Source organism: Streptomyces sp. NPDC053427 (assembly GCF_044544985.1).
Taxonomy (GTDB): Bacteria; Actinomycetota; Actinomycetes; order Streptomycetales; family Streptomycetaceae; genus Streptomyces.
In genome coordinates this window covers 322,158-334,418 of the sequence record NZ_JBITYA010000005.1, presented here as the reverse complement: position 1 = coordinate 334,418, position 12,261 = coordinate 322,158, and the positions used below count along the sequence as shown (strand labels likewise).

Genomic DNA, 12,261 nt, shown 5'->3' with positions numbered 1-12,261 from the left:
CTTCACGAGGCGGCGCCCTGGCTGCCGGCGGAATGCTCGGGACCGGCGGACCGCCCGTCGGCGGCGGCCGTAGCCTGCGCCGGAACCGCGGTGGCGGCGGCCGCCCGCCCGAGCTTCGGCTGCTTCTTCTTGCGCGGCGAACGCGCCTTCGCGCCGGATGCGTTGGGATCGAGCGCATCGCGCAGACCATCGCCGATGAAGGAGATGGAGACGCCGATCAGCACCAGACAGCCGGCCGGAAAGAAGAACAGCCACGGGTAGGTGGTGGCGTTGGTGGTGTTGTCGGCGATGACCGTGCCGAGGGAGACATCGGGCGCCTGCACACCGAATCCGAAGTACGACAGGCTGCTTTCGCCGATGACCGCCGCACCGACCTGGATCACCATGTCGATGATCAGCATCGAGGCCATGCTCGGCAGGATGTGCCGGAAGATGATGACCGGCGCGGGGACACCCATGTACTTGGCGGCCTTGACGAACTCCCGGTCCTTGAGCGTGAAGGTCATCGACCGTACGACGCGGCCGGTGACCATCCAGCTGAAGGCGCCGAGCAGCAGCACGAAGGCCAGCCAGGTGGAGCCGCGGAACGCGGGCGACAGGACGGCGATGATCAGGAACGAGGGCATCACCAGCAGCAGATCGACGATCCACATCAGCACCCGGTCGGTCCAGCCGCCGAAGTACGCGGCGAAGGCGCCGACGGTGGCGGACAGAAAGGTGGAGAGGACGCCGACCAACAGGCCGATGATCAGCGACTTCTGCAGACCGCGCATGGTGAGCGAGAAGAGATCGACGCCGCCCTGCGTGGTGCCCCACCAGTGGTCCCCGGCGGGGCTGGAGAGGAAGTTCATGTAGTCGTGCTGCTGGTAGTCCCACTTGGTGAGGAACGGGCCGCCGTACGCGCCGAGGAACAGCAGCACGAGGAGGAACAGCCCGAACAGCGCCAGGCGGTTGCGGGCGAAGCGGCGGACGGTCAGCCGCAGTCGTGAGGTACGGGCCTGGGCCGGGCGGCCGTCGGCCTCACCGGTCGGGACGGGGCCGGGGGCGGGTTCGGTGGCGGGGGGCAGCTGGACGCTCATCGCGCGCTCTCCTGAGGTGCGGTGGGTGGGGGCCGGTCGGCGTGAGGGGCACTTCCCAGCGATGGCTGGGGAGGGTCAGCGGACCCTTACGCGCGGATCGAGCGCCGCGTACATCAGGTCGGACAGGAGTCCGGCGATCAGCACCAGTACGGCCGTGAACAGCCCGACGGTGGCCACGGAGTTGACGTCCTGCTTCTGGATCGAGTCGACGAGCAGCTCGCCCATGCCGTGCCAGCCGAAGGTCTTCTCGGTGAAGGTCGCACCGGTGAAGAGCAGCACGATGTTGTAGACCAGCAGCGGCACCACGGGCAGGATCGCGGTCCGCAGCCCGTGTTTGACCAGGGCCTTTCGCCGGCGCAGTCCCTTGGCGCGGGCCGTGCGGAGGAAGTCGCTGCCGAGGACGTCGAGCATGGTGGAGCGCTGGTAGCGGCTGTAGAGCGCCACTTGCAGAATGATCAGGGTGAGTGCCGGGAGCAGCATGTGCTGGGCGCGGTTGACGAGGGCGTCGACGTTCCACTGCCCCGCGTACTGCGCGTCGTACTCACCGAGCACCTTGATGGTCTGCGAGCCGTCGTTGAGGGCGGTGGCGCCGATCTTCAGCGCGACGCCGATCACGAACACGGGCATGGCCAGCACGAAGAACGAGGCCAGGGTGGTGAACCGGTCGAAGAGCCGGTACTGGCGAATGGCCCCGAACGCGCCGAGGGCGACACCGCCCAGGGATCCGATGATGGTGGCGATCAGCAGCAGCCTGGTGGAGACGCCCACCCGCCGGCCGAAGTCGTCGTTGACGCTGTCCCCGTCGATGGTCTTGCCGAGGTCCCCGTGGACGACGCCCTCCGCCCAGTGCCCGAAGCGGGTCAGGATCGGGGTGTCCGGGTTCATGTTGTAGTCGTCGAGCGTCTTGGTGATGGACGACGCGGGCAGTGGTGGGTTGCGGCCCTCGAACTTGGCGCGGGGGTTGAGACTGAGTCCCGCGAGGAAGTACGTCAGCGCCGCCGCGACGACCACTAGGACCAGATAGTTCGCCAATCGGCGCAGCAGATACCGGCCCATGTTTCGATGCCTCTCCTCTTGTGCACCGCATCAGCGCGTGACGGCTGTGGTGGGGGCGGTGCTGGTCGAGCGACATCTTTTAGCGATAAGACCTGATTGTCGATCACGAGATGTTTACGGGCCGGTAACGCCAACTTCCCCAACGGGCAGGGGCATTACGGATATCACCCGGTGAAGGCATGGGCGAAGGCGCCTCTTTGCCTGTCATTCCAAGGTGCTGCCGCTCCCTGGAGCGTAAAGTTCGCTATGTGGACAACGTTTCGAACATAACGGCGCCCAGGACGAATTGAAGAAGACTTTACACATGCGGACGCATCGGCGTGCGGATTTTTGGTGCGGGGGAGTCTGCGGGGGCGGCTGGGGCGGGTCCCGAAGCGCGCGTCACCCGGCGTCCCCGCTCGGCGCTGCGATCGCCTGTTGCCGGGCCGCCCCTGACGGGGCGACGGTCGCCGGCCGACGGGGGCACCGGCATTCACGCAGGGGGGAAGGGCTGTGTGCGGGCGATGAGCAGGGCGACGTCGTCCGGGTCGTCGGGGCGCCGGAGTTCGCGAAGGAGCCGGTCGCAGGTCTCCTCCAGGGTGCAGTCGGGCGCGTCGAGCAATTGGCGGAGGGTTTCGAGGCGTTCGTCGATGGCGTGGTGGCGGGTTTCGACCAGGCCGTCGGTGTACAGGACGAGTCGGTCGCCGGGGGCGAGGGGGAAGGTGGTCGTCTCGAAGGGGACGCCGCCGACCCCGAGCGGGGTGCCGGTGGGCAGGTCGAGGAGTTCGGGGGGCCGGCCGCTGCGTACGAGGGCCGGGGGGAGGTGGCCGGCGGTGGCGATGTGGCATTCGGCGCGGTGCGGATCGTAGGTCGCGTAGACACAGGTGGCGATGTAGTGCTCCAGCCCTGAGGTGATCTTGTCGAGGTGCTGGAGGACCTGGGCGGGATCGAGGTCGAGGTCGGCGAAGGCACTGGTGGCGGTGCGCAGGCGGCCCATCGTGGCGGCGGCGTCGATGCCACTGCCCATCACGTCGCCCACGACGAGGGCGGTCTTGTCGCCCTCGAGCGGCAGGACGTCGTACCAGTCGCCGCCGATCTCGTACGTGGCCTGCGCGGGCCGGTAGCGGGAGGCGATCTGCAGGCCGGGGAGGTGGGGCGGATGGTCGGGGAGCAGGCTGCGCTGCAGGGTCACGGCGGCGTTGCGCACGCTCTGGTGCGAGCGGGCGTTGTCGATGCACACGGCGGCGCGGGACGCCAGCTCGGCGGCGAGGGCGAGGTCGTCCTCGTCGAACGGCAGCGGATTGCGGGCGCGGCTGAGACCCAGGAAGCCGAGGATCTGGCCGCGGGCGGTGAGTGGGGCCAGCATGTACGAGTGCAGCTTGGAGCGGGCCAGCACGTCGGCGGCGTGGTCGTCCCGGGCGATGCGTGCCAGGTCGGCGTCGTCGGTGCGGGTGATCAGGATCGGGCGGCCGGTGCGTACGCACTGGGTGGCCAGGCGGTCGGCGTCGAAGGCGGCGATCTGGCCGGGCGGATCGACGGCCTGAATGGCTTCGGTGGGGTAGGCGGCCTTGACCGCGAGGGCGCGGAAGACCGCGGGGCCGTCCCTGCTGGCCGGGCGGTGCTCGTCCAGTACGGAGTCCAGCACATCGACCGTGACCACGTCGGCGAGCTCGGGAACGGTGACCTCGGCCAGCTCTCGGGCGGTCTGGTCCACCTCCAGGGTGGTGCCGATACGGGCGGAGCCGTCCGCGATCAGGGCCAGGCGCCGACGCGCCTCCGCGGCCTCCGTAGCGGCCTGATAGCGGTCGGTGACATCCACCACCAGGTCGGCCACGCCGAGAACGCGCCCCTGGGGGTCCTCCAGCCGGTACAACGAGATCGACCAGGCGTGCTGGTGACCGGGGTCGGCGGGGGTGCGGCCGACGATGGTGGACTGGTCGACCATGGGGACCCCGGTCTCCAGGACCCGCCGCATCGCGGCCTCGGGCACCTCGAACTTCGCCGCCTTCATGATCTCCCGGTAGTGCCGGCCGAGGTGATCCTTCGCGGGGATGCCGTGCATCCGTTCCAGGGCGGGGTTGACGGCCACGTACCGCAGATCGGTGTCGAGCATCGCCAGCCCGATGGGGGACTGGGCGATCAGCCGGGTGGACAGGGCGACGTCCCGCTCCACCTCGCGCAGCGTCGGTGAGTCGGTGGCGAGCCCCAGGGCGTAGAAGTCGCCGCGGTCGTCCAGCAGCCGCATATTGCGCAGCTCCACCAGCCGAGCGCTGCCGTCCTTGTGCCGGACGGGGAACGAGCCGCCCCAGCTCCGGCCGGTCTCCATGACCTCGGCGAACTCCCTCATCACGAGGTCCCAGTGCTCTTCATTGACGAGCAGCGGCGCGGCGTACTGGCCGAGCGCCTCCGCGGCCGTGTAGCCGTACAGGTCCTCGGCCTGCGGGCTCCACAAGACGATCCGTCCCTCGGCGTCCACCAGCACCGCGGCGACACCGAGGAGATCGAGCAGCCCGCTCGGCTGCGGCGGGCTGCCCTCCGGCCCACCGGTCACGGCCGGAAGCTCATCGGCTGCGCTCACCCGGGCTCTCCTTCCGCTCGACGGACCACCTGGGCACTCGCCTCGCTCCGGTCCGCGGCCGCCCACGCATGAGTCCGGCCTGCCCCCGCGTCCGGTAAGTGCTTCGGCTTCCATGGTCCCCCCGGAGCGGCCGACCGCACATCCCGTCCCGCCGGGCCGGGCGCCGCGGGCACGGCCGAGGGGAGCCGTACGGGCGTCGACGCCGGCCCCCCGAGCGCGGGTGGGACCGCCTGCGGCGTGGGCCCGCCGGCCGCAGGACGCGCCCGGAATGCTCTGCCCGGGGAACCGGAGGCCAGGTCCGTACGACTGACTGGAGCGGGTCCCAGAGGCGGGCCGGTGCTGTGGGGAGGGATGCTGTGCGGGCGAGGCGTGGCGGGGAACCGGAGGCCGCCGGGGCGGACAGCGGCACGGCGGGGCCGCCGCGCGCGGGCCGGCCGGTGATCGTGCTGCTGACGTCGGCGATGGCGTTCTCGATGATGCAGCTGTTCGTGATCGGCGCGTTCGGACCCCGCCTGGTGGACGGATTGCGGATTTCCCCGACGGTGCTGGGGCTGACCACGACAGCAGGATTCGGGGCGGCCGCGGTGCTTTCACCGCTGGCCGGACGGCTGGTGGACCGGGCCGGTCCGCGGCGCTGCCTGGTGGCGTTGCTGCTGCTCACCGCGGTCTCGCTGGCGCTGATCGGCAGCGCCCCCGGGGCGGCGGTACTGCTGCTGGCGGTCGCGCTCGGCGGTGTTCCGCAGGCCTTGGCCAACCCGGCGACGAACAAGGTGATCCTCGCGGCCTTTCCCGCCGAGCGGCGCCCCGGCGTCACCGGGCTGAAGCAGTCGGGGGTGCAGTGCGGGGCCTTTGCCGCCGGACTGCCGCTGTCGCTCCTGGCGGCCGGTGTCGGCTGGCGGGGCGCGGTGTGGACGGCGGCGGTGGCGGCGGCGTCGGCCGCGCTGTGGGCCGCCCGAGCGCTGCCGCCCGACGTCGCCTTCTCCGCTCATGGTCCGCACATCACGTCCTCGCCGCACGGGATGCCGCGACGGCTGGCCGTCTTCTCGCTGCTCCTCGGCTGCGGTATCGCCTCGGTCAACACCTACCTCGCGTTGTTCGGCTCGCAACGGCTGGGCCTGTCGCCGACCACCGCGGCGGCGCTGGTGGCCGTCCTGGGCGTGTCGGGCATCGCCGGACGTGTGGGGTGGTCGCGCGCGGCGGGGAAGCCGGGACGGGCCGAAGCGCTGCCCGCCGTGCTGGCGGCCGGTGCGGTGGGCTCGGCGCTGCTGCTCGCTGCCGCGATCCGGGTGCATCCGCTGGTGTGGGTGGCTGCGGTGGCGGTCGGGTCGTTCGCGGTGTCGGCGAACGCGGTCTCCATGGTGGTGGTGCTGCGACAGGCCGCGCCGGGGCGGGCGGGGCAGGACTCGGCGCTGGTGTCGGCGGGCTTCTTCGCGGGCTTCGCGGTGGGCCCGCCGCTGTTCGGCGCACTGGCCTCCGCCGCGGGGTACGGAACGGGCTGGCTCCTGGCGGCGGCCGAGTTCGCGGCGGCAGCGGTCGTGGCCGTGCCGCTGCTACCCCGTCGTGCGGGAGCGCGGGATGCCTGAGGCGGCCGACGGCGGGCGGTGGGCCGGTCAGGCGCTGGCGGCCGTGTGGGAACGGGTCCGGGTGACCGAGGCCCAGGTCGGCTCGCGCTTTCCGCTGTACGCCGATCCCGGCACCGGCGTCTGGAAATCCACATCGAAGGGGTCGTGGACGGGCGGCTTCTGGGCCGGACTGCTGTGGCTGCGGGCCCTGGCCTCCGGCGCGCCCCGGGACCGGCGGACGGCGGCCGAATGCACCGGACGGCTGGCCTACTGGGTCGATCAGGACACCGCCGCCCGAGGGCTGATCTTCTGGTACGGCACCGCGCTCGCGGCCGGGCCGGGGCGCGACGCTGCGGCGGCCCGGCTGAGGGACCGGGCGGCACGGGCCTGCCTGGCGGCGTACGACACCGAGCTCGGGCTGGTGCCCTGGGGGGACGCCTTCGGCGGTCCCCGGCTGCGGGCGCGGGCGGACGGCGTACCCGGGCTGGTGCCGCTGCTGGCCGGGCCGGCGGACGGGGGCGAGGCCGCGGCGTACGGACATCTGAACCGGCAGCTGGCACTCAGCCTTGCCGAGCACCCGCCGCGACCGGCCTGGCGGGCCGCGCCGGACGGCACGTGGACGGCCTGCCCCGAGCCGCCTCCCGGATGGAGCCGCACCGCGCCGTGGCTGCTGCTGGGGGTCGCGGACGGACTGCACTTCCTCGGCGGGAGCGGGCTGTGGGACGCGGCGGACCGGCTGGCCGCACCGCGGCTCGCCGCCGGCCTGCCGCCCGTCCCACTGGCCCAGGACGGGAGCCACCCAGGGCCGCTGGACACCTCCGCCGCCGCCATCGAGGCGGTCGCCTTCCTGAAGCTGGCGGACCTCGCACGGAACGTGGGGCGGCAGGACAAGGCCGGCCTGCTGACCCGCCGGGCGCGCCGGATCCTGCACTGCCTGTGCACGGAACACCTCTCGGCGGGGGGCGCGTTGAGAGCCGGCTGCTACGACGCGGGCCGCGGGCTCGCGCCGTGCCACGAGCTGATCTGGGGCGACTTCTTCCTGGCGGCGGGCCTGGCGATCCTGACCGGTCTGACGGATCCCTTCACGACGTGACCCGGTAGCCGCGGAGCACCCGGCGGGCCACCGCCGCGATGTGCAGCTCGTCCGGGCCGTCCAGCAGGCGGGCCGCGCGGCCCGTGCGGAACAGGCCGGGCAGTGCCGTGTCGGGGCCCAGTCCGGCGGCGCCGTGCACCTGGATCGCGGCGTCGGCGACCTGTTGCAGCATCCGGGCCGCGGCCACCTTGGCCAGGCCGGTCTCCAGCCGTGCGTCGTCTCCCGCTGCCAGGCGGTGCACCGCCTCGTACACGACTGGCCTGGTGGAGCGGATCGCCAGCAGGGAGTCGAAGACCATCTGCTGTACGAGCTGGCGGTCGGCCAGCGGGCCGGACGCCTGGCGCCGGCTCCCGGCCCGTACACACATCAGCTCGAAGGCCCGCTCGGCCTGCCCGAGCCAGCGCAGCGCGCGCAGTACCCGGCCGAGGCGCAGCCGCTCCCCGGCGATCCGCAGCGCCTGGCCCGGCTCGCCCACCAGGTGGTCCGAGGGCACCGTGACACCGTCCAGGGCGATCTCCCACTGCCCGCCGGCACCGAGAACCGGCACCTCGCGCACCACCGTGAACCCGGCGGCGGAGGCGGGCACCACGAACAGGGAGAGGCCGCCGGTTCCGGTCTCCGCGGCGCCCGTGCGGGCCAGCACGGTGACCAGGTCGGCGTCGCCCGCACCCGTGATGAACCACTTGCGGCCCTCAAGGGTCCAGCTCCCGTCGGGCTCCGCGCGGGCCCGGGTAGCGGTCAGCGCCGGATCGGTACCCGGCGTGTCGGGCTCGGTCATCGCATAGCTGCTCCGCAGCTCGCCGGACGCAATCCCCGGAACCCAGCGGTCCGTTACGCCCTCGTCGGCATGCCGGGTGAGCATCAGCACGTCGAGGAGGGGACCCGAACCGAGCGCGGCGGCGCCGTGGTCGCTGGCTCCCTCGGCCTCCGCGAGAGGGGCGTAGTGGGACAGGCCGATCCCCTGACCGCCGCACTCCACGGGCAGCGGCAGCGCCCACAACCCGGCCTGCTTCGCCTCGACTTGAAGCCCGCGCAGAGCGGTACGCGCGGCCGCGCCCCCGGCATCGAGAACCGGCTCGCAGGGCATCACCCGGTCCCGTACGAACGCCCGCACGCGCCCCTGCAACTCGACCACTTCGGGCGGGCAGTCGGGCTGCCCGAACCCGGTGGGCCCCTGGTGCGGGTCCGCTCCGGGTGCCGCGCCCCGAGGGTTCTGCCCTGAGTTCATGGCATTCACGGCTTTCCTCCATATTCCCCGGGAACTCGGTGAACCATCGGTCCGACTCACTGGCTGTGGAGTTGGTCGGCGTCGGACGCCGCCTGGTTCCCCTGGATGTGTGCGAGCCACAGGGCGGTCCACCCGCCGGAGAGGAGTGCCGTGGGACACCCCGCCGTCAACCGCGCGACCCGGCCGTTGGAGGGAGTCGGCATGCAGGCATCGGGCCCTGCCGCCCTCACCTCCCCGGCGCTGGGCCATCTGCGGGCACTCGGTGCGACGGTCCTGGAGACGCCCCGGAGCCACGGCGGCCCCGCGCGCTTCGCCGCCACCGGCAAGGGACCGGGAGAGATCACCGCCCACACCGCCTGGGCGGACATCCTGCCGACGGCGGATGCCGCCGATGAGTCCACCGTCCAGGCGGCCACCGGCATGATGCATACGCACGGCAGGCGCGACGGCCGGCCGCGCGGCCTCGCGGTCGACTACGCGGCCACCTGCGCCTCCGTACTGACCGTGCAGGGGCTGCTCGCCGCCCTGCTGGGCCGGGCCCGCGGCGGCGCGCGCAACCCCCACCTCACCACCGGCGCCGACCGAGCCGCGCTGCTCACCCTCTCCCAGTACATCGCCGCGGCGAACGCGCCGGAGACGGAGGCGGTGGAACTCGCCCCGGGCGGACCACCGTTCACCGCCCGGTGCGGAACCCGCTTCGAGCTGGAAGCGCTCGACCCCGCCCCCTGGGCCCGGTTCTGGCGGGAACTCGGCGCGCCCGAGGAGGCGATACGCGCCGGCTGGCGTCCCTTCCAGTTCCGTTACGCCACCGCCTGCGCCCCGCTGCCCGACGCGCTGCACCGGACCGCACGCACCGCCTCCTGGACGCGGGTCCGGCAGGCCGCGTCCGCCGCCGGAGCCGAGGTGTGCCCGCTGCACCCGCTGGCCGACAGCGTCGCGCGGCGCGGGTCCGCCGCGCCGTGGACCGTGACACCGCGCGACGAGTCGTGGGCCGCCCCGACCGACGAACCCGCCCCCGATGCCGCGCTCCCCCTCTCCGGTCTGACCGTGCTGGAGGCGGGCCGCCGCATCCAGGCCCCGCTCGCGGCGCACCTCCTCGGCCTGCTCGGGGCGGACGTCGTACGGATCGAACCCCCCGGCGGGGACCCGTTGCGCGGCATGCCGCCCTGCTGCTCCGGCGTCTCCGCGCGATGGCTCGCGCTCAACAGGGGCAAGCGCGCGGTGCAGATCGACATCAAGTCCGCCGCCGGCCAGGGCGAGTTGCGCGAGCTGGCCTCCGACGCCGATGTGTTCCTGCACAACTGGGCGCCCGGGAAGGCCGAACGGTTCGGGCTGGGCGCCGACCGTCTCGCGAAGGTGAACGCGGGGCTGGTGTACGCCTACACCAGCGGCTGGGCAGGTCGGCTGGCCGACGCCCCGATGGGCACCGATTTCATGGTGCAGGCCCGCACCGGTGTCGGCGAGGCGGCGCGCCCCGCCGACGAGGCGCCCGCGCCCTCACTGATGACCCTGCTCGATGTCCTCGGCGGACTGCTCGGCGCCGAGGCAGTGGTGAGCGGACTGCTGCTGCGCGAGCGCATCGGCCGAGGCGTGCGGGTGGAGTCCTCGCTGCTGGGAGCCGCGGAAACGCTCACCGCACCGGCGTTGCACAGGGCGGCCGGCGGACGGGAGGCGCGCCGCCCCGCGGGCTTCCGGAGCCCGCTGCCGACCGCGGACGGATGGATAGCGCCGAGCGACGACTCCGCTCCGGCCGTACGCAGCCGGTCCGCCGAGCTGCGGGAGCTGACGTCGGAGCGGGCGGTCGAGGAGCTGCGCGCACGGGGCCTGTCCGCGACCGCCCTCACCACCGGACTCGGCGCGCTGCCGCACGACAAGCGGTTCGACGGGGCCTTCACCCGCGACCCGCTCGGAGCCCTCATCGTCCCCCCGCCCTGGAGATTCGCATGACGCACCGGTTCCCCGACCTGGTCCCTGCCCCCCTCCGGCGTAGCTGGGCCGCCGCAGGCCACTGCCCCGACACCGACCTGTACACACTCTTCCGCGCCCATCGCCGGTCGGACCCGCACCGGACGGCGGTGATCGATGCGCGGGGCGCGCTCTCCTACGCGGAGCTGGACCGCCGGGCACGAGGTCTGGCCGCCGGACTCGCCGAGGACGGCATCCGTCCCGGTGACGTGGTGGGCGTCCAACTGCCTAACGGCACGGAGGCGGTGACGGCCGACCTCGCCCTCGCCGCCCTGGGAGCCGTGGCCCTGCCCTTCCCGGTCGGGCGCGGCCGCCGCGAGGCGCGATCGCTGCTCGGCCGGTCCGAGGCCAGGGCGGTGATCACCGCCACGGAATGCCGGGGCATCGAGCACGCCAAGGAAATGGCGGAACTGTCCTACGAACTACCGGAGTTGCGCACGGTGATCGCCGCAGGACCCGGTCCCGTCCCCGCCGGATGCCGGCCGCTCGCCGATCTTCCGGGCGCCGGGCAGGACACCTTCACTCCGGCGCGCCCCGATCCCGACACGGCGGCCCGGATACTCGTCTCCTCCGGCTCCGAGGCCGAGCCCAAGATGGTGGCGTACTCGCACAATGCCCTCGCCGGCGGCCGCGGCAATTTCCTCGCCTCGTTGCTCGCGGACGGCATCGCCCCGCGCTGCCTGTTCCTCGTACCGCTCGCCTCGGCGTTCGGAAGCAGCGGGACCGCGGTCACCCTCGCCCGACACGGCGGAACGCTCGTCCTGCTGGACCATTTCACGCCCGAAGCGGCGCTCACGGCGATCCGCGCCCATCGGCCGACCCATGTGCTGGGCGTTCCCACGATGGTCCGCATGATGCTGGAGCGGTGCGGGACCGGACGCGTCCCCACGGACGGCCTGACGGCGCTGATATTGGGCGGCTCCGCGCTGGACGAGGCCACCCAGGACGAAGCGCGGCGGGCGTTCGACTGCCCGGTGGTCAACCTCTACGGGTCCGCCGACGGCGTCAACTGCCACACCGGTCGGGAGCGGGAGTCCGGTCGGGCGGGCGGCGCCGGGATCGTGGTGGGCAGGCCCGACCCCGCCGTCTGCGAGATCCGCATCGCCCCGCTGCACGGCAGCACCTCGCCCGGAGTCGGGGAGATCCTCGCGCGGGGACCGATGACACCTCTGTGCTACGTCGGTGCGCCCGAGCTGAACATGCGCTACCGCACCGCGGACGGCTGGGTACGCACCGGGGATCTGGGGACGCTGGACGCGGACGGCACACTGCGCGTGGTCGGCCGCCTCAAGGACATCGTGATCCGCGGCGGGGCGAACATCAGCCCGGCCGAGGTCGAGGGCGAGCTCTCCTCCCACCCGGACGTACGGGACGTGATCTGTGTCGGCGTGCCCGACCCGTTGATGGGGGAGCGGCTGGCGGCCTGCGTGGTGCCGAGGTCCGGGCGGGCGATCACCCTGGAGAGCCTGTGCGCGCATCTCGACGCGCGTGGTCTGGAGCGCCGTAAGCATCCCGAGAGGCTGCTCGTGGTGACCGGCGAGCTGCCGCTCACACCGGCCGGCAAACCTGATCGCGCCGCACTGGGCGAAAGACTCGCCGCCGCCCCGGCCGTCCGGGCGCGGACCGGATGACGCACGGGGGAGCGGGCCGGGGGCTGCCGGGCCGGGCAACTCCCGTGCCCGGACCGGCAGTTGGATCGTCCGGTCGCTACCCCGTCGCTG

9 protein-coding genes are annotated in these 12,261 nt (G+C 73.1%); 4 read left to right on the top strand and 5 right to left on the bottom strand.

The genetic code is table 11. The features are described 5' to 3' along the window. Window positions 1-2: 2 nt before the first annotated feature. From ACIGWZ_RS16215 to ACIGWZ_RS16205, 3 genes are all read right to left on the bottom strand, one after another. Window positions 3-1,079, bottom strand: coding sequence for an ABC transporter permease (locus tag ACIGWZ_RS16215; RefSeq protein WP_400064947.1), 1,077 nt, complete (start codon window positions 1,077-1,079; stop codon window positions 3-5). Between the two features lie 75 nt (window positions 1,080-1,154). Further along, the gene (locus tag ACIGWZ_RS16210; RefSeq protein ID WP_400064945.1) at window positions 1,155-2,135 is read right to left on the bottom strand and encodes an ABC transporter permease; all 981 of its coding nucleotides are present in this window, start codon (window positions 2,133-2,135) and stop codon (window positions 1,155-1,157) included. Between the two features lie 472 nt (window positions 2,136-2,607). Beyond that, a complete protein-coding gene (locus tag ACIGWZ_RS16205) occupies window positions 2,608-4,692 on the bottom strand; it encodes a SpoIIE family protein phosphatase (RefSeq protein WP_400064943.1) in 2,085 nt (694 codons plus the stop codon). A 461-nt stretch (window positions 4,693-5,153) separates the two neighbouring features. Between ACIGWZ_RS16205 and ACIGWZ_RS16200 the strand changes: the two genes are divergently transcribed. Both ACIGWZ_RS16200 and ACIGWZ_RS16195 read left to right on the top strand, forming a co-directional pair. Continuing rightward, entirely contained in the window at window positions 5,154-6,275 is a 1,122-nt protein-coding gene (locus ACIGWZ_RS16200) for an MFS transporter (RefSeq protein ID WP_400065403.1), read from the top strand. Beyond that, window positions 6,268-7,347 (top strand): sugar ABC transporter permease, encoded by a 1,080-nt coding sequence (locus tag ACIGWZ_RS16195; protein WP_400064941.1) that lies wholly within the window; start codon window positions 6,268-6,270, stop codon window positions 7,345-7,347. Before ACIGWZ_RS16200 ends, ACIGWZ_RS16195 begins: the two co-directional genes overlap by 8 nt. Here ACIGWZ_RS16195 and ACIGWZ_RS16190 read toward each other — a convergent pair. Continuing rightward, the gene (locus ACIGWZ_RS16190; protein ID WP_400064939.1) at window positions 7,337-8,575 is read right to left on the bottom strand and encodes an acyl-CoA dehydrogenase family protein; all 1,239 of its coding nucleotides are present in this window, start codon (window positions 8,573-8,575) and stop codon (window positions 7,337-7,339) included. The genes ACIGWZ_RS16195 and ACIGWZ_RS16190 overlap by 11 nt on opposite strands. A 56-nt stretch (window positions 8,576-8,631) precedes the next feature. Then, on the bottom strand, window positions 8,632-8,778 hold the full coding sequence (locus ACIGWZ_RS16185; RefSeq protein WP_400064937.1) for a hypothetical protein: 147 nt from the start codon (window positions 8,776-8,778) through the stop codon (window positions 8,632-8,634). Here ACIGWZ_RS16185 and ACIGWZ_RS16180 point away from each other — a divergent pair. Together ACIGWZ_RS16180 and ACIGWZ_RS16175 are read left to right on the top strand one after the other, a co-directional pair. Next, window positions 8,777-10,522, top strand: a complete 1,746-nt coding sequence (locus ACIGWZ_RS16180) for a CoA transferase (RefSeq protein ID WP_400064936.1) — start codon at window positions 8,777-8,779, stop codon at window positions 10,520-10,522. The genes ACIGWZ_RS16185 and ACIGWZ_RS16180 overlap by 2 nt on opposite strands. Continuing rightward, entirely contained in the window at window positions 10,519-12,171 is a 1,653-nt protein-coding gene (locus ACIGWZ_RS16175) for a class I adenylate-forming enzyme family protein (protein WP_400064934.1), read from the top strand. The genes ACIGWZ_RS16180 and ACIGWZ_RS16175 overlap by 4 nt, the downstream gene beginning before the upstream one ends. The last annotated feature ends 90 nt before the right edge of the window (window positions 12,172-12,261 follow it).